At 46.4% G+C, this 25,707-nt stretch carries 24 protein-coding genes and 1 pseudogene; 21 read left to right on the forward strand and 4 right to left on the reverse strand.

The window, feature by feature from the left end:
- The first annotated feature begins 180 nt into the window (after nucleotides 1–180).
- The 4 genes from abnA (at nucleotide 181) to ACWXW9_RS25730 (ending at nucleotide 4,501) form a co-directional block, all read left to right on the forward strand.
- The gene (gene abnA / locus ACWXW9_RS25715) at nucleotides 181–1,155 is read left to right on the forward strand and encodes an arabinan endo-1,5-alpha-L-arabinosidase AbnA (RefSeq protein ID WP_494931731.1); all 975 of its coding nucleotides are present in this window, start codon (nucleotides 181–183) and stop codon (nucleotides 1,153–1,155) included.
- 266 nt (nucleotides 1,156–1,421) lie between these two features.
- Complete coding sequence (locus ACWXW9_RS25720; protein ID WP_494931750.1) at nucleotides 1,422–2,441, forward strand: FecCD family ABC transporter permease; 1,020 nt, start codon at nucleotides 1,422–1,424, stop codon at nucleotides 2,439–2,441.
- Entirely contained in the window at nucleotides 2,441–3,466 is a 1,026-nt protein-coding gene (locus ACWXW9_RS25725; RefSeq protein ID WP_283654709.1) for a FecCD family ABC transporter permease, read from the forward strand. Before ACWXW9_RS25720 ends, ACWXW9_RS25725 begins: the two co-directional genes overlap by 1 nt.
- 102 nt (nucleotides 3,467–3,568) lie before the next feature.
- On the forward strand, nucleotides 3,569–4,501 hold the full coding sequence (locus tag ACWXW9_RS25730; RefSeq protein ID WP_494931732.1) for an ABC transporter substrate-binding protein: 933 nt from the start codon (nucleotides 3,569–3,571) through the stop codon (nucleotides 4,499–4,501).
- Nucleotides 4,502–4,769: 268 nt separating this feature from the next.
- Here ACWXW9_RS25730 and ACWXW9_RS25735 read toward each other — a convergent pair whose 3' ends face one another.
- Complete coding sequence (locus ACWXW9_RS25735; RefSeq protein ID WP_494931733.1) at nucleotides 4,770–5,198, reverse strand: hypothetical protein; 429 nt, start codon at nucleotides 5,196–5,198, stop codon at nucleotides 4,770–4,772.
- A 197-nt stretch (nucleotides 5,199–5,395) separates the two neighbouring features.
- Between ACWXW9_RS25735 and ACWXW9_RS25740 the strand changes: the two genes are divergently transcribed.
- From ACWXW9_RS25740 to ACWXW9_RS25750, 3 genes are all read left to right on the forward strand, one after another.
- A complete protein-coding gene (locus ACWXW9_RS25740; protein WP_494931734.1) occupies nucleotides 5,396–5,695 on the forward strand; it encodes a hypothetical protein in 300 nt (99 codons plus the stop codon).
- A gap of 344 nt (nucleotides 5,696–6,039) precedes the next feature.
- Complete coding sequence (locus tag ACWXW9_RS25745; RefSeq protein WP_494931751.1) at nucleotides 6,040–6,864, forward strand: alpha/beta hydrolase; 825 nt, start codon at nucleotides 6,040–6,042, stop codon at nucleotides 6,862–6,864.
- A gap of 92 nt (nucleotides 6,865–6,956) precedes the next feature.
- Nucleotides 6,957–7,748: a dioxygenase family protein gene (locus tag ACWXW9_RS25750; RefSeq protein WP_192512931.1), complete on the forward strand. Its 792-nt coding sequence runs from the start codon at nucleotides 6,957–6,959 to the stop codon at nucleotides 7,746–7,748.
- A 100-nt stretch (nucleotides 7,749–7,848) separates the two neighbouring features.
- Here ACWXW9_RS25750 and ACWXW9_RS25755 read toward each other — a convergent pair whose 3' ends face one another.
- A complete protein-coding gene (locus tag ACWXW9_RS25755) occupies nucleotides 7,849–8,775 on the reverse strand; it encodes a hypothetical protein (protein ID WP_494931735.1) in 927 nt (308 codons plus the stop codon).
- Nucleotides 8,776–9,067: 292 nt separating this feature from the next.
- A complete protein-coding gene (locus tag ACWXW9_RS25760) occupies nucleotides 9,068–9,586 on the reverse strand; it encodes a DoxX family membrane protein (protein ID WP_044647040.1) in 519 nt (172 codons plus the stop codon).
- A 243-nt stretch (nucleotides 9,587–9,829) separates the two neighbouring features.
- On the opposite strand from ACWXW9_RS25760, the gene ACWXW9_RS25765 reads away from it, so the two are divergent.
- The 7 genes from ACWXW9_RS25765 (at nucleotide 9,830) to corA (ending at nucleotide 17,078) form a co-directional block, all read left to right on the forward strand.
- On the forward strand, nucleotides 9,830–10,930 hold the full coding sequence (locus ACWXW9_RS25765) for a DUF3048 domain-containing protein (RefSeq protein ID WP_494931736.1): 1,101 nt from the start codon (nucleotides 9,830–9,832) through the stop codon (nucleotides 10,928–10,930).
- A 192-nt stretch (nucleotides 10,931–11,122) separates the two neighbouring features.
- Entirely contained in the window at nucleotides 11,123–11,737 is a 615-nt protein-coding gene (locus tag ACWXW9_RS25770; RefSeq protein ID WP_014279877.1) for a DUF47 domain-containing protein, read from the forward strand.
- A 14-nt stretch (nucleotides 11,738–11,751) separates the two neighbouring features.
- Entirely contained in the window at nucleotides 11,752–12,741 is a 990-nt protein-coding gene (locus tag ACWXW9_RS25775; protein WP_014279878.1) for an inorganic phosphate transporter, read from the forward strand.
- Between the two features lie 241 nt (nucleotides 12,742–12,982).
- Nucleotides 12,983–14,431, forward strand: coding sequence for an amino acid ABC transporter substrate-binding protein/permease (locus tag ACWXW9_RS25780; RefSeq protein ID WP_494931737.1), 1,449 nt, complete (start codon nucleotides 12,983–12,985; stop codon nucleotides 14,429–14,431).
- Nucleotides 14,424–15,152 carry an amino acid ABC transporter ATP-binding protein gene (locus ACWXW9_RS25785; RefSeq protein ID WP_494931738.1) on the forward strand — a complete coding sequence of 243 codons (729 nt, stop codon included), beginning with the start codon at nucleotides 14,424–14,426 and terminating at the stop codon, nucleotides 15,150–15,152. The genes ACWXW9_RS25780 and ACWXW9_RS25785 overlap by 8 nt, the downstream gene beginning before the upstream one ends.
- Nucleotides 15,153–15,728: 576 nt before the next feature.
- Complete coding sequence (locus ACWXW9_RS25790) at nucleotides 15,729–15,941, forward strand: GNAT family N-acetyltransferase (protein WP_494931739.1); 213 nt, start codon at nucleotides 15,729–15,731, stop codon at nucleotides 15,939–15,941.
- Nucleotides 15,942–16,118: 177 nt separating this feature from the next.
- Nucleotides 16,119–17,078 carry a magnesium/cobalt transporter CorA gene (gene corA, locus ACWXW9_RS25795; RefSeq protein ID WP_431090398.1) on the forward strand — a complete coding sequence of 320 codons (960 nt, stop codon included), beginning with the start codon at nucleotides 16,119–16,121 and terminating at the stop codon, nucleotides 17,076–17,078.
- 6 nt (nucleotides 17,079–17,084) lie between these two features.
- Here corA and ACWXW9_RS25800 read toward each other — a convergent pair whose 3' ends face one another.
- Nucleotides 17,085–17,612: a tyrosine protein kinase gene (locus ACWXW9_RS25800; protein ID WP_494931740.1), complete on the reverse strand. Its 528-nt coding sequence runs from the start codon at nucleotides 17,610–17,612 to the stop codon at nucleotides 17,085–17,087.
- Between the two features lie 228 nt (nucleotides 17,613–17,840).
- Here ACWXW9_RS25800 and ACWXW9_RS25805 point away from each other — a divergent pair, with 228 nt between their 5' ends.
- The 7 genes and pseudogenes from ACWXW9_RS25805 to ACWXW9_RS25835 all read left to right on the forward strand — a co-directional run bounded on the left by ACWXW9_RS25805 (nucleotide 17,841) and on the right by ACWXW9_RS25835 (nucleotide 25,459).
- Nucleotides 17,841–18,131 carry a YerC/YecD family TrpR-related protein gene (locus ACWXW9_RS25805; protein ID WP_014279885.1) on the forward strand — a complete coding sequence of 97 codons (291 nt, stop codon included), beginning with the start codon at nucleotides 17,841–17,843 and terminating at the stop codon, nucleotides 18,129–18,131.
- The gene (locus tag ACWXW9_RS25810) at nucleotides 18,131–18,904 is read left to right on the forward strand and encodes a sirohydrochlorin chelatase (RefSeq protein ID WP_494931741.1); all 774 of its coding nucleotides are present in this window, start codon (nucleotides 18,131–18,133) and stop codon (nucleotides 18,902–18,904) included. Before ACWXW9_RS25805 ends, ACWXW9_RS25810 begins: the two co-directional genes overlap by 1 nt.
- 185 nt (nucleotides 18,905–19,089) lie before the next feature.
- Nucleotides 19,090–19,971 carry a diacylglycerol kinase gene (locus ACWXW9_RS25815; RefSeq protein WP_404521052.1) on the forward strand — a complete coding sequence of 294 codons (882 nt, stop codon included), beginning with the start codon at nucleotides 19,090–19,092 and terminating at the stop codon, nucleotides 19,969–19,971.
- Between the two features lie 249 nt (nucleotides 19,972–20,220).
- Complete coding sequence (rlmD, locus tag ACWXW9_RS25820; protein WP_494931742.1) at nucleotides 20,221–21,885, forward strand: 23S rRNA (uracil(1939)-C(5))-methyltransferase RlmD; 1,665 nt, start codon at nucleotides 20,221–20,223, stop codon at nucleotides 21,883–21,885.
- A gap of 308 nt (nucleotides 21,886–22,193) precedes the next feature.
- Nucleotides 22,194–23,636: pseudogene (locus ACWXW9_RS25825) on the forward strand (class I SAM-dependent DNA methyltransferase); the annotation flags it as partial.
- Between the two features lie 42 nt (nucleotides 23,637–23,678).
- Nucleotides 23,679–24,308, forward strand: coding sequence for a DUF6602 domain-containing protein (locus ACWXW9_RS25830; RefSeq protein WP_494931752.1), 630 nt, complete (start codon nucleotides 23,679–23,681; stop codon nucleotides 24,306–24,308).
- A gap of 470 nt (nucleotides 24,309–24,778) precedes the next feature.
- The gene (locus ACWXW9_RS25835) at nucleotides 24,779–25,459 is read left to right on the forward strand and encodes a restriction endonuclease (RefSeq protein WP_494931743.1); all 681 of its coding nucleotides are present in this window, start codon (nucleotides 24,779–24,781) and stop codon (nucleotides 25,457–25,459) included.
- The last annotated feature ends 248 nt before the right edge of the window (nucleotides 25,460–25,707 follow it).

Genomic DNA, 25,707 nt, shown 5'->3' on the forward strand with positions numbered 1-25,707 from the left:
AGTCGCTCCAGAGTACATAACGTTATGCGTAGTTTATGAATTTCTTTTTATTTGAAATAAAGCGTTTACAAAAATGAGATTGATAGGTTAATATATATGTAACTTCATAAGTATAAACACTAATGTAATATGTGTGTCAAATGATTTCTATCATATGAAACTATTTCGGAGGTGCGTAGAATGTTGAAATCTTGGAAAAAATCAGTGCGGGGTAAAATAGCCCGGACGGCGTTTGCCGCCGTAACCTCGGCTGCGTTGTTGCTATCTGTGATGCCATCCGCATCGGCAGAGCATTGGGCATTAACTGGCGATGTGGCGGTACATGATCCATCCATCACGAAGGAAGGCAATGCATGGTATATTTTCTCTACGGGTCAGGGAATACAGGTACAAAGGTCAGATGATGGACGCAATTTTTACAGATTGCCGCAAATATTCCTGTCACCGCCATCATGGTGGAAATCGTATGTACCTAAGCAGAAGACTAATGATGTATGGGCACCGGATGCTCAAAAGTACAATGGACGTGTGTGGGTTTACTATTCCATTTCTACTTTCGGGTCACGCATTTCGGCCATTGGATTGACTTCAGCAACGAGCATTGGCGCGGGAAGCTGGAGAGATGATGGACTAGTACTGCGTACGACGGATTCTAACGATTATAATGCCATTGATCCGAATCTGGTCATTGACGCTTCCGGTAACCCGTGGCTTTCCTTCGGTTCCTGGAACACAGGCCTGAAAATCACACGTTTGGACAAGAATACGATGAAGCCTACGGGGCAGATTTATTCCATAGCGAAGCGTACCGCTGGCGGTCTGGAAGCTCCACATGTTACATACCGAGACGGTTATTATTATCTGTTTGCTTCTATTGATAACTGCTGCCAGGGTGTAAACAGTAATTACAAAATTATTTATGGTCGCTCCACCAGTATCACTGGACCTTATGTGGACAAGAGTGGTAAAAATCTGATGGATGGCGGTGGAACCGTATTGGATGCGGGGAATGACCGTTGGAAGGGACCGGGCGGTCAGTCTATTTATAACAATAGTGTGATTGCGCGTCATGCCTATGATGCGACTGATAACGGAAATCCAAAGCTGCTGATTAGTGATCTGAAATGGGACTCCGCAGGTTGGCCTACGTACTAAAAAATGTGGCTTGCATGGAGTCATCCATATAGCGATCTTACCTAGGTATATCCAAAAACTGTTCCTCCATAGGAGGAACAGTTTTTGGCTTGCAATGTCATAGAAACATGCTATTATAAATCAAGTTGATAATAATTATCATTATCGCCATCGTCATGAGCGTATGGTGGTTTTCAGGTATGGAGGGAGTGACCTCACGAATGCAGTTTAAAGGCAAAACGGACAAACATGCGGCTCGGACAGAAGGCACAGCTCCCGAAGTAGCCTTGGTAGCCCGTCCTTTACTCCGGGCGGGCCGGATTCGGCAGGCGCTGCTATTCATAGGTTCTGCTGTGTTGCTGGCCTTGGTCATGTTTGCCGCGATTTCCCTTGGAGCCAAGGACTTGACCTTAGGCACGGTATGGGCGGCGATATTTCACTATGATCGTTCATTGATGACACATCAGATCATTCATGAGCTAAGATTACCGCGTGTGTTGGGGGCGGTTGTCATCGGAGCTGCACTGGCGGTAGCAGGCTCTCTTATCCAAGGTATTACGCGCAATCCGCTGGGAGATACAGGTGTGCTGGGCATTAACGCAGGAGCGATGTTCGTGGTCGCTGTAAGTTTTGCCTTTTTCCCCAACCTTCCTTATGGGACATTAATCGTATTGTCGTTCCTCGGGGCGCTGATGAGCACCTTGCTGGTATTTGGTCTGGGAGCTTCCGCGCCCGGGGGATTGACGCCGATGAGACTGACCGTATCCGGAGCAGTGACAGCTGCTCTGCTAGGCTCTATGACTTCGGGAATTGCGATTTATTTTAATCTGAGTCAGGATTTAGCCTTTTGGTATGCGGGCGGTGTCGCAGGGATCAAATGGTCACAGCTTGAGATTCTTGCGCCGATTTTGCTGATTGTGATCGCCTGGTCTATGGGGCTGGCACGCTCTATTTCACTGATTTCGATGGGCGATGAGGTGGCGCTGAATCTTGGATTAAATCTCAAGCGTATCCGGCTGCTGGGTCTGTTGACTGTGGTGGTACTGGCCGGATTGTCCGTGTCTGCAGCCGGGGCCATCGGTTTTGTAGGGCTGGTTATTCCGCATATCGCCCGCAAGCTGATTGGTGTGGATTACCGCCAGATCGTACCGCTGTCTGCGTTATTGGGAGCTGTGCTGCTGGTGTTGGCTGATTTGGGGGCGAGAATGGCGAATCCGCCCGAGGAGCTCGCTATTGGAATTATGGTGTCCTTTATCGGAGTGCCTTTTTTCCTCTTTCTTGCCCGTAAGGAAAGGAGGGATTTGTAATGAGTCGCTCTTTAGGAACCGGGGATGCAAGAAGGGCAAAGGCTTTGATCGTCTGCTTGGCTTTGGCGGCGATCAGCTTTGCCGTCATTGTATTGAGTTTGAATACCGGAACGATTCGTATTCCACCGCTGCGTGTGCTGGATACACTGTTTGGTGGTGGCAGCGGGCGTGATCATATCGTCCTGTTCGAATACCGTCTGCCGCGTATCGTTGTAACGGTATTGGCCGGGGCCGGATTGGGAGCAGCCGGGGCTGTTATGCAGGGCTTGTCGCGGAACGCACTCGCTGACCCGGGGGTGCTGGGGCTGCATGCAGGGGCTGCGTTAGGACTGGTGATGTTCGTCAGTTTCTTTCGCGATCTTGAAGGATCGGCAGCCGTGCTGATCCCCCTGTTTACTTTTGCAGGAGGTGTCGTGGCGGCGGTGCTGATTGTGCTGTTGTCCTATAACCGGAACAGAGGAATCGTGCCTGTGCGTCTGATCCTGTCCGGCATCGGTGTAGCCTCGGGCCTCAGCGCGATAACGCTGTATTGGTCCTTGCGACTCGATGAGGATACTTACGCGTTCACCGCACGTTGGTTGGCTGGCAGCGTATGGGGCCGGGACTGGATACATGCGGCGGCTTTGCTGCCGTGGATTGTTATTGTGCTGCCCTACGTTCTGTCACAGACGCGCAGCCTGAACAATCTGTCGCTGGGCGACGAGACGGCGGCTGGAATCGGCACGAGTGTGAAACGGCAGCGTCTGTTGCTGCTGGGAGCAGCCGTGGCCCTATCCAGCGCTAGTGTGTCTATGGCTGGAGGCATTGGTTTCATTGGGCTGATTGCGCCTCATCTGGCTCGCCGTCTGGTTGGGCCAATGTATCAGCATTTGCTGCCGGTTGCTTGCTTTGTCGGAATCGTCATTTTGGTTACTGCGGATACGATTGGACGTTCTGTGTTTCAGCCGAATGCGATTCCGGCGGGTGTGGTGGTTGCTGTGGTAGGGGCTCCGTATTTTTTATTTTTGCTGTCCCGTACGAAATGACAGATGGAAAATGACAGATGGAACAGGTACATAAACCAACAAGCAGAAGCTTTCTATATGGATCATTTTAGTTGGAGCTTCTATGACATAGGAGGAATAACGATGAAAAAAAATGGATTCAAGCGTTCATGGGTGGGCATGGTTCTTATTTTATGTATGGTGATGCTGTCCGCTTGTGGACAAGCAGCAGACAACAAAGCTGCCGATACGAAAGCAGCGGACAACGGTGAGAAAACGGTCAGCGCGGATTCGCGCATTGCTTCCATGTCCATTCATTTGACGAACAATCTGTTGGCGCTGGGTATTATCCCGGCTGGCTCGGTTATCGGTGGAGATGTTAAGGACTTTTTACCCCATGTAAAAGATCGTCTCCAAAATACCCGCAAGCTGGGCGTTGTCACAGACCCGGATATGGAAGCCGTGTTGGAACTGCAACCTGACCATATTTTTCTAGACAAAAAATATTCGGGAACCGATGTAGCCAAGTATGAAAAAATCGCGCCAACCGAGGTCTTTGATCTGGACGAGGGCACATGGAAGGATCAACTGACAAAAATAGCTGTTATGGTCAAGCATGAAGCGCAGGCGGACGCTTTCCTGAAAGATTACGATGCCCAACAGGAACGGGTTAAAAAGCTGATCCATCAAAAAATCGGCGACGGAACCGTAATGGCTATTCGTGTTACGGCGAAGGAAGTCCGTGTGATGGGCATGAAGCGCCCGGTAGGACCGCTGTTGTATCAGGATTTGGGCTTGAAGCCAGCCAAGGGTGTGGAAAAGATCAACAAGGCATATCAGGTCGTATCCCAGGAGGTTTTGCCGGATTATGATGCCGATGCGATCTTTGTCATTATCAGTAAAGGCGCGGATGCCCAAAAGGTGTACACACAACTGGAAGGAAACGCGGTATGGCAAGGACTCAAAGCAGTGAAGCAGGGCCATGTCTACATGCTGGACGGACAGCCTTGGCTGGACTATTCGGCAATGGGACACAAAATCGCTCTGGATAATGCAGAGCAACTCTTTTCCAAATAAGCTTTAACGTACATCAAAGCCGTATTCCCAATGCACTTATTACAGGCGGGGAATACGGCTTTTTGGCGAACACCTAAGCTGCAAGTCGGATGCCAGATAGATTATTTTATACGGCTGTACAAGCGCCAGTATGGCACAACTCCGGGGCTGCAAACACGACAGAAAAGACAGGGCCGATCGTAATGGGGAGTTGTAGGAGTTGTAAAATAACCAAAAGAGCCGCCGCGAACAAAAATCGGGCAGCTTCGGTATAAATGAGGATTGCGAGTTATGAACGTTTTTTGCGCAAAAAAATCGGCTTGAGTCCAATAAAGCCGATGGCGGCAAGGATCAGATTCACCCAGGGTGAAATGCTGAACACGGGCAGTACGCGGCGCAGGGCCAACCCTGCGACCAGAATCACCACGACTAACACGACATACATCAAGATGGACTTGAGGTCTATGCGGGGCTTCACAGGCGTATAGTCTTGCTGTGCTTCCTCTCCTTCCTCCGGGCGGTCCATAAAATTCATCAGCGCTTCAACCAGCAGAATGGCCCCTGCGGCGATGATGATCAGGGTGGACAGGTTAACTTTTTCAAAAGGAGCAACATCTCCGCCTGTGAACGTTACAAACCATCCGATGATCGCCTGTGTCAAAAAAAACATGGACAAGGCAATCCATGCAATAAGCGTATAATTTTTGGCTTTATTCATTTCTTCCTCCTGCTTTGCGGGCGTATTCCGGTCTGGCGGAACCGCCAATACGTAACAAAAACAGTATACGTGAGTAAGCTGCGGATGGCAAAAGGCTTTATCTGCGCAATGTATATTACCGCTGCATTCTCCTCAAACTGGATAAAGGGTGAGCACGCGGAGCATCCTGAATGTAAATGTGGAGAGGATGTGGCATTATGAAGCTGGATAAGCAAGCGGATTATACGGTTAATAAACGGCTGGAAGCCACTCCAGTTAGAAACAGCGTGGAGGCCTTGCCTGTGAACGTGAGTCATCAGAACGTTCAGGGGACATTCCCGACGTACCGTATTCTGGACGATGCTGAATGGGCTCAGGATACCGAGTTTGCAGGTGATCTGGGCGAAGAGAGCTACCGCAGCTTATGGTATGAGGATCAGAATAGCGGTGCCTCTTGCAGACTGGAATGGGAGGGGCGCACGGAGACCCACGAAATGTTCAGGAACAGCTACGAATAGTCTGCTGGATGAAGTTAATTTTCCCACCAAGTAATGCAATATGGCGTTCTTCGTTATCGTTGCGGGGAGCGCCATTTGTTTCCTTTTTCTCCGTTATAACTGACAGGTTGACAAGGAAGCAGGGCAATGATAGACTGACTTTACTATAAAACTTATTAAACTTATCGGAATTAAAGTGAATGGATATTTTACTGTGCATCCATGTTACAATATACGTTTGACATATTCGCTTTAAATCATTAATTATCAATCAGTAATCATTACAAGAAGCTTCGCAAGGTAGGGTTGCCCATGCAGCATAGCAGCTTGGTGACGGTGAAGCTTGAAACAGGGGGACAATCATGATGGAACGGCAAATTGGAATTCGCTTTGAAAATGAGAAGCTGGCCGCAACGATTCATTATCCGAGCAATCCGAATGAAGGAGACCGTCAGAGACGGGTACCACTCGTAGTGATATGCCACGGATTTGTGGGCAATCGTATTGGGGTAGATCGGTTATTCGTAAAGACTGCACGTGAGCTTGCGGAAGGGGGATATTTTGTCCTGCGCTTTGATTTTGCCGGTTGCGGGGAAAGCACGGGTGATTACGGCAAGCAAGGGCTGGAGTCGATGATTAACCAGACACGTACCGTACTCGATTATGCCGTGAATTGTGCAGACATCGACCCGACCAAGGTGACGCTGATCGGTCACAGTTTGGGTGGCGCGGTGGCCCTTCTCACAGCGGTACGGGACAAGAGAGTACAAAATCTGGTGCTTTGGTCGGCGGTCGGCTACCCGTTCAATGACATTGTTAAAATTACGGAGCGGAGCGTGTACGATGAATCCGTGAAAAGCGGTCAGGCCGACTATTTGGGCTACAAGTTCACACCTACTTATTTTGAATCGCTTGCCCAGTTCCAGCCGTTTCAGGAGGCTGTCAAGTTTAACGGGGATGTGCTCGTTATTCACGGAACCTCGGATGATATCATTCCTGTGGACTATGCATTCCTGTTTCAAAAGGTATTCTGGATGCGTCCAGAGGGACGTTGCGACAAAGAAATTATTTTTCAGGGAGATCACACCTTCTCTTCCGGTAAAGAACGGCAACGGTTGATCGACCGGACGCTGGAATGGCTGGATGAGCAGGAGAATATTCAGAGGGATTGGCAGCACTGGATGATCTGATTTCAGGCTGTAACGTATTGTATTGGAAATTGCGCCTCCACCGGAGTAAAATGGAAGAGTAACACTATACTGGCGTGTGGAGGTTGGCAGCGATGACATTACCCTCAATTTTTGTTGCGCATGGTTCACCGACACTGGCTTTAGAAAACAATGCATACACCAGCTTTCTTGCAGAGCTGGGCGCGAGCCTGCCCCGACCCAAAGGAATAGTCATTTTTTCCGCGCATTGGGATAGTGCTGATCAATGTATCGGCGCGGATGATCAGCATGCAGCGCTGCACGATTTCTATGGCTTTCCTGAGCAAATGTACACACTCGATTACCCTGCACCAGGCGATCCGAAGCTGTATGAGGAGATAGAGCATCTATTCAGTCAGCATAACCTGTTCCACCAGCCGGTTCGGAACCGGGGACTGGATCATGGAGCATGGGTGGTTTTGCGGCATATATATCCTGATGCGGACATCCCGGTCGTCCCGCTCTCCATTGATTCTAGGCGTGCTCCGCAGGAGCAGTATGAGATTGGGCGGATGCTGGCACCGTTGCGTGAACAGGGCATTTTGATCATCGGTAGCGGCGGGTTGGTCCACAATTTGCGAACACTCAAGCAGACGAATGAGCCTGCGGATTGGGCGGTTCAATATGATGACTGGATCGGTCAGCAGCTTCAGGACTGGAATTTGCGTCATTTGTTCCAATATGACAAAAAGGCTCCTTATGCCAAACAGGCGGTTCCCTCTTATGGGATAGAGCATTTTTCACCGCTGTTTTACGCGATGGGGGCTGCGGATGACCAGCGCTCGGCAAAGAAGCTTTTTCAGTCCTATGTCCTGGGCTCACTGAGTCTCAATTGTTGGGCTTTCGGTCAAGAACGTGATACGTAAATGTGAAAAAGAACTTCCGAATCCACATGGCTAGTGGGAATGGAAGTTCTTTTGTGTATATAACGGGAGTTACTGTAGGGTGTGTTTCTGTAAAACTTGATCAGGAAGTGGGTACGTTCTTTTTCAGCCAGTCGAATACCTGTGCAGTATGTTTATCCCCGTTTTGATCCAGTAGTGCCACGAAGGCTTTTAGTTTTTGTACATAAGGACTAGCTGAGCCACTGTTGCGTTGAATTACCAGTTGATATCCTTTTTTTGCGTTTGGATGAATCTTCTTGGTATCGTAATCGAATAATGGCGTATTGTTTGTGCCGTAGAAGGTATAGAAATAGTACAGATCATGCAATTCTTTGACAGCTAGTGTACGGTTGGAATGTGGATATTTGTTTAAAAAGTCTTCCTGTGCCAGCACCCGTCCAGACAACTGCTGATATCCGATATGCAGCGCGGCATCCTTGGTAGCCGTCTGTCCAGATTCCACTGCCATGATGTCAATATAGCTGCGGATATCTGCCGTGGTGTGCTTTCCGAAAACTTTATATTTTTCATAGTTTATAACAGGATAATACATGCCTTCTGCGGTTTCCAGTTTGTATCCGGCATCTCTGGTTTGGGTCAGTAATTTCTTCAGGCTCGTATCTTTGGTGCGGCTAATTACATTTGTGAACGAATCGCCGGGTTTATAAATAGTATTGATTTTGGTCTGAACAGAAGCTGGGTATAAGGCTTGTGAATAAGAATCCAATTGCTTGGTCTGTGCATTTTCCAGATGAAGCGTTATGATGGTGGCTTGAGAGGCTGGAATGGAGTGAATGTGTTTTTGCAAATAAGCGAATGCCTGAGGTAGCTTGCCGGGTTGACGCAGCAGTTGCTCGAAGGTCTTGGAGATACCTTGAACACTTTCCGATTGAGGCATTGTTGTAGTCGATACTGCTGCTTCGGCTTGTGATGGATATCCCAGTCCCATAGTTTGTACTGTGAAAGTTACTGTCGCGAGCATGAGGTAGGCTTTGGTGATTTTTTTCATGATATAACCCTCCATGGCTTTCTTTGGTGTAACTGTAGTGTATAGGGGGAATGTATCGTGAGCATTCCGGATTGTATCCAACTTGTAAACGTTTGGGGAAATGATGAATCGGATATAAAAAGGGGATTTCAAACCGGGAGGAGGGGCAGCAGCATAACTGCACAAGAACGAAACTTATAAGCCAGAATGGAGCATCGTAGCTGCACAAAGCCGAAACGTATAAAACACAGCAGCATTGCTGCACAAAAAAACAACCATTAGCCCGGAGGATAACGGTTGTTTTTTGGGTAGCTTAAGCTATTTTTCGAGCAGGATCTGCTGGAAAGGTATCTTTATTTTTACGGAACAGTCCACGCAGGAAGGGCAGTACCCAACGATCCAGGCCAATTCGTCCAGCATTTGCACCAGCAACGACAAGGAAGATTTCAAACAGCAGGTAGATTGCATTCGTGCTTACTGTACCCGAGAATAGGAACGAGAAGTTCATGACCATTGCCATCAGAGCAGCTAATGTAGTCAGTGTACCAAGAAGCAGGCCAACTCCGACCAGGAACTCACCCAGTGGGATCAGTACGTTGAACAAACCGACATTTGGCAGGGCAAAGGCCTCAAGGAACGATCCCCACCAGCCTTGTACAGCGGGATGTTCTCCGCCTGTTTTAGCAATGGCCCCCGAGATAAATCCGCCTGCATCGAATCCGCCAGTCAGCTTCTCAAGTCCATGGGTCATCCATTCATATCCCAGATAAACCCGTACTACAGTCAGCAGCCACATTGCTACTTTATTTTCACGCAACCAGTTGTTAAACATTCAAACCACTCCTCTTTCGTATCTTATAATGTTGTTTGTATTTCATTTGGTTTGGGATGATCATCTCTGCTACACCCTTATTGTATTAGGTTCAGTTACAGTTATTTGTGATAAAAATCACAAAGTCTGAATATTTTTTAAATTTTAATGTCTTCAGATAAGTATTCTATAGAGATGAGGTGTTTCAATCAAGACAAAAACAGGAAATAACGCTTATAATGAAAAAAATGTCTAACTGGAGGGATGAACTTGTCCGGGCCCATTTTCAATCGAAGACGATGGTTGCGTGTGATGACCTCGGTTTTGCTATGTATGACCATAATGTCTTGTTCTGCTTTGTCCAAATCGGGTGAATCAGAACCCGCACCTCAACCGCTTAAGCAAGAAACACAGCCGGAGGCGCTTGAGCCGTCCAAGGAACCGACTATTTCGGCATTTACAGCTCCGCTTACGGGTCTTCCGGTGGAGCAGCCTGTTCTGGAACGACCGCTTGCCATTATGATTAATAACGCTCCAGCTGCACGGCCTCAGGCGGGACTTAGCGAGGCGGATATGGTATATGAAGTTCTCGCGGAAGGTGGAATTACCCGTTTGGTAGCTTTTTTCCAAAGTCATGGCGGAGATGTGAAAATAGGTCCGGTCCGCAGCATCCGGCCTTATTTGATTGAGCTGGGTGAAACTTATGGGGCGTTGCCGATACACGCCGGGGGAAGTACAGATGCCTATGCGATTTTACAGCAGAAACGAAAGGAGCATCTGGATGAGATTTCGAATGGGGGAGCTTACTTCTGGAGAAGCAAGGATCGCCGTCCTCCACACAATCTGTACACAGATGTGAACAGACTTCGCCAAGGAAGCGAAAGCAAAGGCTACTCCAGGCAGACGGTGGTTCCGGTATATAACTACCTTAAATCCGGTGAAACCTCGGTCATGGGAGACGGGGATGCAGTATCTTTACAAATCCGCTTTTTGCTTAAAAGCTACAAGGTATCTTACACCTACGATCCGTCAGATCAGCAATACAAGCGTTTTGTGAACGAAAAGTCACATGTGGATCAAAACAATAACAAGCAGCTCTCTGCGGCCAATGTCATTGTCATGAGCACCAGGCACCAAACGCTGGATGATGTAGGCAGATTGAGCGTTGAGCTGAATGGCAGTGGAGAGGCCATGGTGTTTCAACAAGGACGGCTGATACATGCTGAGTGGCAGCATTCATCCGGTGATGCCATTCGTTTTATGAAAAATGGAGTTGAAATTCCGTTAGTACCAGGTACATCCTATATACATGTGGTTCCTGCGGACGTTTCGTTGAACGAGCATGTAAGTGTAGAAGTGAAGTAAAGTAGGCGAAATTCACCTTTTGAGGTAGATATTGTCGGATAATGCACTTCCTTGTCGGGTAATGTATACTTAATATTGTGAAATTTGCCTTTACAAACTTTACAAAAACATTGATGAGTGTGATAAGATAGCAAAGGTTGTCTAATGCAGTCGAAACAGGTTGCGGATATTTTCGTAAAGGGGTAATCGTTAATGAGATTGAAGAAAAAGGATATATTCTTCGAGACGTTGGAAAATATGGCAGATACAATCGTGCAAGCAGCCGATTACTTTGCCCAACATACTTCAAATCTTCAAGATGTGGTTCTGTTTACTAATGAAATGAAGAAGTATGAAAATAAGTGTGATGATTACACACACACGATTATTACTGAGCTGAACAAGACCTTCATTACGCCGCTGGAACGCGACGACATCATGGAACTGACAACGACCATGGATGATGTGCTGGACGGTCTGGAAGCGACGGCCTCTCGTTTTTATATGTACAACATTACGGAGCCGGACGAGTATATTGTGCAGTTCGCTGATATTTTGCGTCAGTCGGCTTATGAAATTCAGAAGGCTGTACATTTGCTTTCACAGAAGAAGCTGCTGGCCATCCGTGAATACACCATTCGCCTGAATGATTTGGAAAACCAGGGGGATGAGCTGTTGCGTATTTGCATCAAAAACCTGTTTGCAACTGTGACTGATCCCATTGAACTGATTAAACGCAAAGAATTGTACGAACGCCTAGAAACGACAACGGATTCATGCGAGGATGTTGCAAATATGCTGGAATCCATCATTATGCGTAACTCGTAAGGGAGTCCTTTTACATGGATACAAGTTTACTGGTATTGGGTATTGTTATTTTTCTTGCTCTGGCATTTGATTTTATTAACGGTTTTCATGATACAGCGAACGCTATCGCAACCTCGGTATCTACCCGTGCGTTGACGCCGCGTCGTGCGATTATTATGGCTGCGGTCATGAACTTTCTCGGAGCCATATTGTTTACAGGGGTTGCCAAGACGATTGGTGGCAGTGTCGCTGACCCTACCAAGCTTACGAACGGGATTGATATCGTCATTGCGACGCTGATCGCAGCGATTATCTGGAATCTGCTCACATGGTGGTTCGGTATTCCTTCCTCATCTTCCCACGCATTGATTGGTGCGCTGGCGGGGGCTGTGTATGTAGGAGCCGGATCGGAGAAATTGAACTGGAGTGGCTTCATCGGAATTGTCGAGGGACTTATTTTCTCCCCGCTGATTGCTTTTGTAATCGGTTATATCGTAATGATGATTTTAAAATACATCTTCGCTCGTCGCAGTCCGCATACGGTGAATAAAGGTTTTCGCACGATGCAGGTCATTACGGCAGCGCTTCAATCGTTCACGCACGGTACGAATGATGCTCAGAAGGCAATGGGGATTATCACATTTGCACTTGTTTCGGCGGGTTATCAGGATCATCTGGAAGTGCCGATGTGGGTTAAAATTTCGGCCGCAACAGCAATGGCGCTTGGTACGTCTATTGGGGGCTGGAAGATCATCAAGACGATGGGCACCAAGATTTTTAAAATCGAGCCGATCAATGGCTTCGCCGCTGATATTTCCGGAGCTTCGGTTATTTTCACAGCCACGTTGCTTCATTTACCGGTAAGTACCACTCATGCCATTACTTCGGCTATCTTGGGTGTTGGTTCTGCGAAGCGTTTTTCCGCTGTGCGTTGGTCGCTGGCTGGTCGCATTGTCATTACTTGGGTTATTACGATTCCAATTTCTGCCTTATTGTCAGGTTTGATTTTCAAAATTCTTTTTTAGTCATCATTATTTCTCGGAAAATAAGTACACACTATAGGATACACAATAAGCTTCCGTCCGCTTTTGCGGCAGGGGCTTATTGGCATTAAAGGGGTAAAAAAACAGGTCTTTTAAACCTTACCCGACCAGACAGATCCATGAAACATTATAAAAAAATATCTGACATCAAAGTAGTCAATTTTTGATAACTCCTGTAGAATAAACAGAAAACTTTGAACCGTTCAACTGACTGGAGGAACTTATGCAAAAATCTAGAAAACTAATAGCACTCATGATTTGTCTGTTTTTTGTGGTTGCCTTGGCCGGTAATTTTGGCTTAGTGGCACATGCAGAAAACAAAACAAAATATGATATTGGCACGGATACAACGTTCGCGCCTTTTGAGTTTGAAGATGTAGATGGTAAATTTGTCGGAATCGACATGGATCTGCTAGCTGCTATTGCCAAGGATCAGAATTTTGACTATACCATTAAGCCTCTTGGCTTTAATGCGGCAGTGCAGGCTCTTGAAACGAATCAAGTGGACGGCGTCATTGCCGGCATGAGTATTACAGATGAACGTAAGCAAAAATTTGATTTTTCTGAACCGTATTTTGATTCAGGTGTGGTCATGGCGGTCCGTAAGGATAATGATACGATTAAACGCTATGAGGACCTGAAAGGGCAGCGTGTCGCTGTCAAAACAGGAACAGAAGGCTATACGTTCGCAGAGTCCGTTAAGGCCAAATATGGCTTTACTACGGTTCCGTTCGATGATTCCTCTCAAATGTATGATGAGGTTAAGACTGGAAACTCAGTTGCATGTTTTGATGACTATCCGGTGTTGGCATACGGAGTGACACAGAATAATGGACTCAAGCTTGTGACAGACAAGGAAAAAGGCGGTTCTTACGGTTTCGCTGTCAATAAAGGCAGAAACCAGGAACTGGTGGAGAAATTTAATGCAGGGCTTGTGAATCTTCGCAACAGCGGGGAATATGACAAAATCATGTCCAAATACCTGGGCGAATCCGGCAAAGGTGCGGCACCTGTAGAGCGTGGTCGTTGGGAACTCATTTCCGCTTCTCTGCCTTCGCTGATCAAAGGAATGGGAAATACGCTGCTGTACACGCTTGTATCCCTGCTGGTAGCTTTTGTGCTGGGTCTGGTGTTCGGCTTTATGAAGGTGAGTCACAATAAACTGTTTCGTGGTATTGCAACAGTTTTTGTCGATGTTTTCCGTGGTATTCCGCTGATCGTACTTGCTTTTTTTATTTACTTTGGGATTCCGCAGGCACTGGATTTCAAAATGCCGCTCTTTGTTGCAGCCGTACTGACGTTGTCTCTGAACGCGGGAGCTTATGTGACAGAGATTATCCGTGGCGGTATTCAGTCCATTGATCCGGGACAAATGGAAGCTGCTCGTTCGCTTGGCTTGCCATACCGGACGGCTATGCTCAAAATCATTTTGCCGCAGGCTGTGAAAATCATGATCCCGTCGTTTATCAATCAGTTGGTTATTACGTTGAAGGATACTTCGATTTTGTCCGTTATCGGCCTGGTCGAATTGACCCAATCGGGTAAGATTATTATTGCGCGGACATTCCAATCCTTTGACATTTGGCTGGTGGTTGCGGTGATGTATCTCATCGTCATTACAGTCCTGACCAAAATTTCCAATCGTCTTGAAGGGAGAGTTCGCCGTGGGTAAAATTATCGTCAAGAACCTGAAAAAAAGCTATGGCAGTAACGAAGTACTGAAAGGCATTGATATGCAAGTACAGGAAGGCGAGGTTGTCTGCGTCATTGGCCCCTCGGGTTCGGGGAAAAGCACGTTTTTGCGTTGTATGAACATGCTGGAGGAAATTACCGCAGGCGAGGTCATCGTGGATGACTACAACTTGAGTGACAAGAGTGTGGACATTAACAAGGTCCGTGAAAATATAGGCATGGTGTTTCAGCATTTCAACCTGTTCCCGCATATGACGGTGCTCAAGAACATTATGTTCGCGCCGACAGAGCTGGGTAAACAGTCCAAGGCAGAGGCACGGGAGACAGCCTTAAAGCTGCTGGAGCGTGTGGGCTTGTCCGATAAGGCAGATGCATTGCCAGGACAGTTGTCCGGCGGTCAGAAGCAGCGTGTAGCGATTGCACGCGCGCTGGCCATGAACCCGGATATTATGCTGTTTGACGAGCCAACCTCGGCGCTTGATCCTGAAATGGTTGGAGAGGTGCTCGGCGTCATGAACGATCTGGCCCGTGAAGGCATGACGATGATGATCGTGACGCATGAGATGGGTTTTGCACGCGAAGTAAGCGACCGTGTCGTGTTCATGGACGGCGGCTACATCGTGGAGGAAGGAACGCCACAAGAGGTATTCGGTAATCCGCAAAATGAGCGTACGATTAGTTTCTTGGAGAAAGTATTGTAAGTGGGGCGGGGTTTGTGGATGTCTTCGGGGATGTGCTCGTGTGTGACGCTCCGCGGTCCATTTGATCTTACGATCGCTGTTGCCCCCGGATTTCCTGAATAAGCTCATGGCTGGAGAAATCCGGGGGCAAAGGCGAGCGCTGACGCTTCTTCAGATTCAAATGTACCGCTGCGCTACTACTCGCTGATCCCTCCTTTTTTCACAAAAGCCTGCCCCACTCTTTTGGGGTGGAGCAGGAGGAGGGAATTGGCGCAGCGCTGTGCTTGCTGCGCTGGGGGAATAACGAGGTAAGTATTATATTCTGGTAGTAGATTCATTTTGATTTTTTTACAAAATGAACTAAAGAATACAACGAGTTGAACGAGAACGAAGTGGGCGCAACAGCGATGGGAAGCACCATCCGACCACGGAGTGGCACTTCGTGACATAGGTGGTTGTTCTTTTATGATGTTTATTTTCATAAGTGGAGGGCTTACTTTGAAGATAAGGACTGCTCATCACGAGATATTCCGGCCTTGGCTTATTTGATGGAGGAGCTGGGTTATCCTACATCTGTAGAGGAAATGAAGTTGAGATATGATCGTATCGCTTGTGGTGGGGATGGTTGGGTTACACTCTGATATCTTTTATGAAAGAAATGAAGATTATGCGCGTATCGTTGTTTTTGTGATGGATTCAAAACATCGTAATAAAGGCATCGGCAAGGCGCTAAATCAGGAAGCGGAAGCTTGGGCTAAAGAGAATGGTTTGGTTGCCATATCAGATAGAGAGATGGAACAAATCGTTTGAGTTGGATTTATATTTTATAAGGATATCTTGGGGGATTGTGATGGCCCGGAGATATCCTTTTCTTTATTTGGCTGTATGAAGCATGAATATGGAACTTGAGATTTGTATAACGCTGAATAGCTTATATACAATGTAAATGGAATCAAAGACAGTAGTGTTAGGCGAGGGGGTTATACGGTGATACGTACATTGACTATAGGCCATGATCATCAGGTAATAGTGGGGCAGCCGCTGGAGCAGATCGTCATGGAGGATTATATATGGATGTGGGTGGATTTTAGCGAGCCTACCGATCATGAATCGGAGCTGCTGACGAGTTATTTCCATTTTCATCCGTTGGCTGTAGAAGATTGTTTGCATGTTCTGCAACGTCCAAAACTGGATTACTACGAGGATGTGCAGTTTCTGGTAGTACATGCGCTGGATGTAGATACATTGGATGCGGAAGAAGTGGATATGTTTATTAGCAGCCGTTTTTTGGTGACATACCATCATCATGAACTGGAGGAGCTGGATCAGGCTTGGGAACGGATTGTCCAGCATGCCAATGAACGCAAAATTTGGTCGCGTGGGCCGCTGGCTGCGGCTTATACCGTGGTGGACAAGCTGGTGGATAACTATTTCCCGAGTTTGTTCATGATTGAGGATGAGCTGGCAGAGCTGGAGAGCCTGGGCGGGCGTGAATCGGTGGAGGACTTGATGAAGCAGGTATTTGCCCTGCGAGGCAGGTTGCTCAAGCTGCGCCGTACAATTGTGCCCATGCGGGATTTGATGTACCGGGTCCTTAATTCGCAGCATGTGCAGGGGAAAGGAGAGCATATGGCCTATTTTACAGATATTTATGACCATCTGCTCAAGCTGACCGACATGCTGGAGGCCGACCGCGAGATGACAGCCGACCTGAGAGACAGTTATATTTCGTTAAATTCCAATCGTATGAATTCGATCATGAAGACGCTGACCGTCATTACGACTGTTTTTATGCCCCTGACGCTGATTGCGGGTATCTATGGTATGAATTTTTCGTATATGCCCGAGCTGGGCTGGAAATACGGTTATTTTGGAGTACTGTTCTTTATGTTCATATTAAGTGCGGCGATGGTAATCTGGTTTATGCGTCGGGGCTGGTTCAAATAAAATAGCCTACTTTCTTTTGCGCTTGCGCGGACGTCTGCGCGGGGTAGTGGTGCTTTTGCGCTGCGTCTTTTTCCGGCGTGGGCGCGGTGGTGTGTATTCATCCAATTCCTCGGCGATTTCCGTTGCAGAATTTTTGCCCGCGGATTTGCCGAATGCTGGGAGCGCGCCCATTATAAGCTTCGCCATCGGAGCAAACTGCTGCACGCTGGACATGACCTTTTGTACCTTGCCGAAAGTAGCGACAATCCCGTCAATACCGCCCATACGGTCAATGATGCCTTTAATTTCGCCGAGATTGGGAAGGTTACCAAGGTTGCCGAGACCGCTGAGCAGTCCTCCTTTGGCCGGGACCGGATCAGGTGTGACCACGGCGGCGGATTCTGTAATACTTGATGGTGCCTCATAAGGCACGATTCCGGAGGAATCGACTTGCGGAACATCGCTGTACGTGTCGAGTCCCGGATACGAAGATGAATTATACGGATCGGAAAGGGAACGCTGTGGCGGCCTCCGATGATAGTAGTTTCCAGGCATGAGATCACATTCCTTTGTAGGTTGATACTCTACTGTATGTTACAAACGCACAGTGGGTTTAGGCGCGTGTCCCGAAATCAGGTATAAAAGCGGATTTGGGCTCAAGCACAGTACGATCCTGCTGAAAAATAATGCTGTTCTGTGATGCGTGAAATCGTTAACGCTTGAAAAACCGACTATTCCTCGGGTACAATGGGGATAGATCGTAACCTTGGGAGATGATAATCCATGCAGCTCAAAAAGCTTAATGATAAAAGTATTGATCAATTGTTCGAAGCCATCCTAACTTTAAAAAATTTGGAAGAGTGCTATGTATTCTTCGATGATTTGTGCACAATTAATGAAATTCAATCCCTCTCTCAACGTCTGGAAGTTGCCCGTATGCTGGGCAAAGGCAGTACGTATAACCAGATTGAAGCAGAGACGGGTGCCAGCACAGCTACGATTTCACGTGTTAAACGTTGCTTGAACTATGGTAATGACGGGTATAAATTGACACTTGAGCGTCTGGGGCGCTAATGCGAAGCCCTGGGGTACTGGTCATTAGCCATGGCTCAAGGGAGTCGTATTGGGTGGAACAGGTGGATCAGGCAGCCGGAAAGCTTCATTTGCCGAAGGACATGCCGTTAGAGGTTTCATTTTTGGAAACGGTTAAAGGAAGATTGATGCAGGATGGTATTGACCGTTTGGAAGCCCGAGGTGTGACAGATTTGCTGGTTGTGCCCTTATTTATGTCGTCCGGCAGCACGCATGTAGACGAGATCAGTTATGCGCTGGGAGTCAAGGATACGCCAGACAAAGAAACAGATTTGGAGCCTTTTCGAGTCAAGGCGCGTGTGCATTTTGGCAGTCCGCTGGATGATGGAGAAGATGTGGCTCACATGGTTTGGGACAAGGTTAGCCCATTGTCGGCCAACCCTGCGAGAGAGACTATTTTGCTTGTGGGACATGGCAGTGTGCATGATGGCTTTTTTCAGCGCTGGGAGCGAGGGATTTCTTCGTTAGCCCGTACGGTGCAAAGGGTGAGTAGTATCGCAACGGACTATGCCTTGCTGAATCCTGAGAGTGTATATGATAAGGTAGCGTATTGGAAGCAGGAGCGGGGTCATGATGTTATTGTGGCACCGCTTTTTTTAAGCTCGGGATATTTTACAAGTCATATCATTCCTGGACGATTACAAGGGCTTGAATTCCGTTATTCAGGAGATCCTCTGCTGCCGCATCCCCTGCTCACAAGCTGGATGAACGGGCAAATTCATGAACTCCTGCAAAGAATGCAGAAGCAAGATTGAGCAACAGGCCGCTTGTTTCAGCTACAGCTTTATCATAGCCTGAAATTTCCTTATTTAGGCAAGCATTGGCTTCTTTTATTGTAAAAGAGGCCTTTTTCCAGTATGATGATATTTTGTATAGAGTGAATATGATGAATGAGAATATAAACATAAATATCATTAAATATACGGGTGGCGTAACGGGAATGAAAAGTGCTAGATTGATCTATAATCCGACCTCCGGACGTGAGGAAATGAAGCGTCGCCTTGCGGACATTTTGCAGCGTCTGGATGAAGGTGGTATTGAAGCCTCTTGCCATGCAACTACGGGCGAAGGGGATGCAACTCGTGCGACAGCAGAAGCCATTGAGCGCGGGTATGATATGATCATCGCCGCAGGCGGGGATGGTACATTGTACGAAGTTATTAACGGGATGGCCGAAAAGGAAAACCGTCCGCCCTTGGGCGTATTCCCGCTAGGGACGACGAATGATTTTGCAAGGGCATTGGGCATACCGAGGCAGTGGGAGGATTATTGTGATTTGGTTATTCGCCAAAATCCGAAGCCGCTGGATATCGGAAAAGCCAATGACCGCTATTTTATTAACATCGCGGGTGGCGGTACTTTGACCGAGCTTACGTATGAAGTTCCCAGTAAGCTGAAAACGATGATTGGACAGTTGGCTTATTATTTTAAGGGTGTGGAGAAAATGGTCAGCCTTGCCCCGCAAGAATTGATTATCAAGGCATCGGGTCAGGAAGTGATACACGACGAGTTCATGCTTTTCCTGATTGCTAATACGAACTCGGTAGGCGGATTCGAAAAGCTGGCGCCCGGCGCGACCATTGATGATGGGCTGCTCGATGTGATCGCTGTGCGCAAATGTAATTTGGCGGAAATGATCCGGTTGGTGACACTCGCGCTGCGTGGTGAGCATTTGCAGGACAAGAAGATTGTTTATTTTAAAACGGATTACATGGAAGTAACCTCGCCCGGCTATGTCCAGCTTAATCTGGATGGCGAACTGGGTGGTACCCTGCCAGCTACTTTCCGTAATTTGCCGCAGCATTTGAATGTTTTTCGGTAAGGAATGACGGTGAGTGTTCTCGCTTTTCATCGCAGTACAGTACAGTATATGGAATGTAGAGTTGGAAGTTATTTTTCGCTGTGACGATATCGGTTCTTGCCGTTCTCCGTGGGGAGTAACGGCATTTTCGAGTTCACGGTATTGGTGTTAATGTGTAGAGCGATGACCGTATGATTATATATGGGGTTGTATGCCAATCATGAGCATAAACAGGTTTGAAAAGATTATCAGAAAGAAGTGACATCTATAATGACGACTAACCGTAGCGGACGTGGAAAAAGCCGCCGGAATGCAGCAGCTCCCATTCAAGGGAATCAGGAGAAAAAGACCGTGCCGATGAACAGTGAAAGAGGACAAGGACAGCTTCGAGCTGGAAGCGGAAATGGAAGTGCGCAGGAAAAGGAACGGAAGACATCGGAAAAGGGACGTGGATCGCGTCGTTCTTCCGGTGGTGGACGGAGTCAGGATGCATCCAATCGTAACCGAGTCAGCGCAGAGCGTACCGATCTGCCTGTGCAAAAAAACGATGAAGCCGTGATGGACATCATTGGCATGAACCATGACGGCGAAGGTGTGGGACGCGTTGAGGGTTTTACGCTGTTCGTTCCAGGCGCGTTGCCGGGTGAAAAGGTGCGGATAAAGGTGCTGAAAACGAAAAAGCAGTATGGCTATGCCAAACTTCTGGATATCGTACAGGCAAGCCCTGACCGGATTGCAGCTCCCTGCGCTATCTACGATCAGTGCGGCGGCTGTCAGATCCAGCATATGAGCTACGAAGCGCAGCTAGGCTGGAAGCGCCAGCATGTCGTGGACGTGCTGGAGCGTATCGGGAAGCTGAGTGTGGAAGGAAATGAAGGTTCCATCGCAGGTGAAAAAACTGCCGTGAAGGTACTCCCTACGCTGGGGATGAACGAGCCGTGGCGGTACCGTAACAAAGCCCAAGTGCCGATCGGTGTCACCGAAGGCGGACTTGTCGGCGGCTTTTACGCACGTGGCAGTCATCGTATCGTGGATATGGACACCTGTCTCATACAGGACGAGCGTAACGACGAGGTTGTCGCGCGTGTCAAAGAAATTGGGCGGACGCTGGGCATCAGCGCATATAATGAAGAAACCGGACGCGGACTACTGCGCCATGTTGTCGTCAAGACTGCTTTTCGTACAGGTGAAATGATGCTGGTGCTCGTTACGAATGGACGAGATATCCCACACGCAGATGCCTGGATCGGCAGTATTCGTGAGCATATCCCACACGTGGCAAGCATTTGCCAGAACGTGAATACCAAGCGAACGAATGTTATTTTTGGCGACGAAACTCGTGTACTATGGGGCCGTGACGTGATCTACGATTACATCGGAAACGTCCAATTCGCTATTTCCGCGAGATCCTTTTATCAAGTGAACCCTGTTCAAACCGAAGTGCTGTATAGCAAAACTGTTGAATATGCCGGACTCACGGGCAAAGAAACGGTGATCGACGCATACTGCGGTATCGGTACCATTTCCTTGTTCCTCGCTCAACATGCGGATCATGTATACGGAGTGGAGATCGTCAAAGAAGCTATTGAGGATGCACGGAGTAATGCGCTGTTGAACAATATGCGCAATGTGAAGTTTGAGGTAGGCGCGTCCGAAGACGTCATCCCCGCTTGGAAAGAGCAAGGCATCACCGCCGACGTCATCGTCGTCGACCCGCCCCGCAAGGGCTGCGATCCTCGCTTGCTCGAAACCATTCTGGAGATGAAGCCAGAGCGCGTGGTCTATGTATCCTGCAATCCGAGCACGCTGGCACGGGATTTAAGAATACTGGAGGATGGCGGGTATCGCACACTGGAAGTGCAGCCCGTGGATATGTTTCCGCATACGGTGCACGTGGAGTGTGTGGTAGTAATATATCGAGAGGAAAAGCATTGATGAACGAGGATTCAAGAGCAACTTGAATATGTTCCTGCATTCAAAAAACGCTTTAGGGTTGAGTGCGGGAATATATTTTATTTACATACATTAGGTACGTGAAGTCGATGGTATTGATATATCGGGAGTATGTCTTTTCGATTAATGATAATTTTATTTATGAATTCAAGCTCAGTGATTTAAATCTTTTTCTAATGATTTTTGTTTGTTACAATTGCCATAAGTAATTTGTAATACTTGTTTCGAAGTAAAGGTGTAGCTGTATTTCATTATAAAAAGTAAGTTAAATTACGTCAGGAGTAAGATTAATGTTAACCGGAGAAGTACGTAACAAAGTAGATAAAATATGGTCCCATATCTGGACGGGTGGAATCTCTAACCCAATTACTGTAATTGAGCAGCTGACCTGCTTAATGTTCATCCGTTCACTGGATGTACAAGAAACTGAAAACGAGAGCTTTGAAGCTATCAGTGGCGCTTCTATCCCTAAAATATTCCCACAGGGCGAAGACGGGCAGTCTATGCGTTGGAGCAATTTCAAGACAAAAGACGCCCACATTATGTTCGAAATAGTAAGCACCAGAATATTCCCTTTCATTAAAAAGATGAACGGTGAGAAAGCATCTGCATTCTCACATTATATGCAGAATGCCACTTTTCTCGTCCCAACCCCACAGGTTTTACAGAAAATAGTCACCGACCTGGATGAACTGTATGAGCATAATATCAAAGATCTAGACATGCAAGGCGATCTGTATGAGTACATGCTGAGCAAGCTATCTACAGCAGGACATAAAGGTCAGTTCCGTACGCCGAAGCATATCCGTGATATGATGGTGCGCCTGCTCGCGCCAACACCAACTGATAAAATATGTGATCCCGCCTGTGGAACAGCTGGCTTCCTAATCTCTTCCGCAGAATATATCCGTGAGAAATACGAGTCAGAGATGACTGCGGATCAGCGGGAGCATTTTGCAGGCGACATGTTCTGCGGTTTTGATACTGACAGTACGATGCTGCGTCTGTCCAGTATGAATCTGATGCTTCATTCCATCAATAATCCTAATATTGGATATTTGGACAGTGTATCCAAACAAAATGATATCACTTCTAAATATGATGTTATCTTGGTCAATCCGCCTTTTACTGGTACGGTTGATGCCGAGAGCATCCATGATAATCTGAAGACCATTACCAATACGAAAAAGACTGAGCTGCTGTTTGTTGCCCTCTCCCTGCAAATGCTGCGCAAAGGTGGACGCGCTGCATGTATCGTACCGGATGGCGTTTTGTTTAGGAAGACGAAAGCATATAAAGAGTTGCGTAAGGAACTTGTAGAGAATCATCAGCTTCAGGCGGTCATTTCCTTGCCGAGCGGTGTGTTTAAGCCGTATGCTGGGGTAAGTACATCAGTACTTGTTTTTACCAAGACAGGTGCTGGTGGTACAGATAAAGTTTGGTTTTACCGTATGCAGGCAGACGGGTTCTCACTTGATGCTAAGCAATCTCTTGTTCAGAACAATGATATTACTGATATTATTACGGGCTTTCATAATCTTGAGGAAGAAACTAACTGTTTACCGACTGAGCAGAGTTTCTTGGTGGACAAGGCGGTTATTGAAGCGAATGATTATGATCTATCGTTTAATCGGTACAGAGAAATGGTTTATGAGGAGATAGACTATGATACGCCAACAGTAGTTATGGATCGGATTGATGATGTAGCCCCCAAGGTTTCTTCTAAAATGGAAGGGGACATTACCAAAATTTTTGAAGAGTATTCGGAACAATTAATGTTCTGTAAGTATTTTATTGCTGAGCGACTTAAACACAATGCTGAAATGGGACGTTGTGGCGAAAATATATTGCTAAAAGAACTGAAAGAACGATTCGGCATGTTAGAGTTTGTTAGTGGTTTTGTTGTTTGCAATGATGAATTAAGTCCCCAATGCGATATTTTAGTTTGTAGGAAAAATATGTACAAAAGAGAGTTGGAGGGGTTATATCTTGTAAATCCTTCTGACTGTTTAATGGTGATAGAAGTTAAAGGTAATCTAGCATTATCAGACATTCGTGATACGAGCAATAAAAACAATTATTTTAGAAAGAGAGAGCAGACTAAGCATATACGATTAGCATTATTTGCTTTTAAAACACGTGTAGCGAAGAGAACACTGTTTTCAGAATTTGGATATGGTTATTCAAGTGAGTTAAAATCCTATTATCAAAGGAAACTTAAAGAAGACAAGCAAATTGACTTATTTATTTGTTTGCATAGGGATAATTTGAATGAATCAGCATCAAGAGAAAGACAATTATTTTTTATTAAAGATGAGCAGAATGCAAACCAATATTTTTGGGAGAGTAATTACCCAGTTTCACGAAGTTTTCTGAATTATTTACAAAGCTTACAGAGTAGTTAATAGATGTTAAATAAATTCATTTAAACTGAGGCAATCTGCAATCATATGAATTAACGAGCCCTCATTCAGGTTTGTTACTGGTCAGCAGACATGGGACAAATTCCCCCTTATGTGATCAAACTAAGGGGATCTTGTTTTACATACAGACCAATCAGCCGTAGTAACGTGATCCTTTCGTTAGCGGCTTTATTTGAGTTCATTCAGTGGAGGAATTTGAATCTGAAAATAAATTCAAAAATTATCCAAATAAATGAATGTTCTCAGCTCTACTTTGAATTTTGCGTTGAATTAGGTCCTTGGTATTATTCAAGAGCTTTTTTTGTTCCATATATCCCCATGAATATGCTATAGTGTAAGAAATAAAGAAGATTTATGCAGAATTTAGTAGGTAAATGGTTTGTGTTATTTCGTTAGTCGTGGGTATATAGTCCTTTAATAAAAGTTGAAATATTCCAATGAGGTGAAAACGGTTGGCAAGAACGTATTATGCAGAAGGTAGACAAGTTGCTTATGTTATGAGAGGGCTATTTATTATAGTCGGACTTACTATGTATTTTAAAATACCTGGTCTACACTGGGGATACCTTTTTGGTATCTTACTTGGCTCTGTGATTCTTGGAGAAATTTTTGGATTGATGTGGACACGAAAGCGGCGACAGAAAAAGAAGGGTAAACAGAGCGTTGGTACGAAAAAAACTGGTAGGAGTAGAGCTGTTAGCACGAATAGTGGGGCGCGCAAGGCAAATGCGAAAACAACGAGTAAAAAACTAACCGATGCACAAATTCTGCAAGCTGACGTAGATACACTATCAGGAACAGATTTTGAACGATTAATGGAGCTTTATTATACAGATCAAGGTTACTCAGTACAGCGAGTTGGCGGGTCAGGTGATCATGAAGTTGACTTGATCCTCAAAGGTAAAGAGGGCTATAAAATAGCTGTTCAATGTAAACGTTGGAAGCGAGATGTCGGGAATGATATAGTACTCCGGCTCAAGGCTGGTAAGCAGGTACATGGTTGCTATGATGCTTGGATCGTGACGACAAGTAATTTTACAAGGGCTGCTAAGGAGGCGGCGGATAGTTTAAACATTAAGTTGATTAATGGACTTTCTCTAGATGATAGGTTAAAGAGGTGGAAAAGAAGATGATTATTAATTAGGGCATTTCTGTGATTAATTAGATAATACTCACATTAATGCAAAAGATGAACTTAGAATTTTACATAAAAATAGGCAAACGATTCCACCGTATTAGGTTTTAATGGCTTCATTCTCCCGTATTAAAAGGGAATGACAAATATGTTTACCTGAGATATTAATATTTTGGTTTATTATGGTGATTTCATTTTTTGAACATAAGCCAAAAGGAGTGATTACGGTAAACTTACACAGGCTTT

It is taken from the genome of Paenibacillus sp. LT-B23, assembly GCF_059417685.1.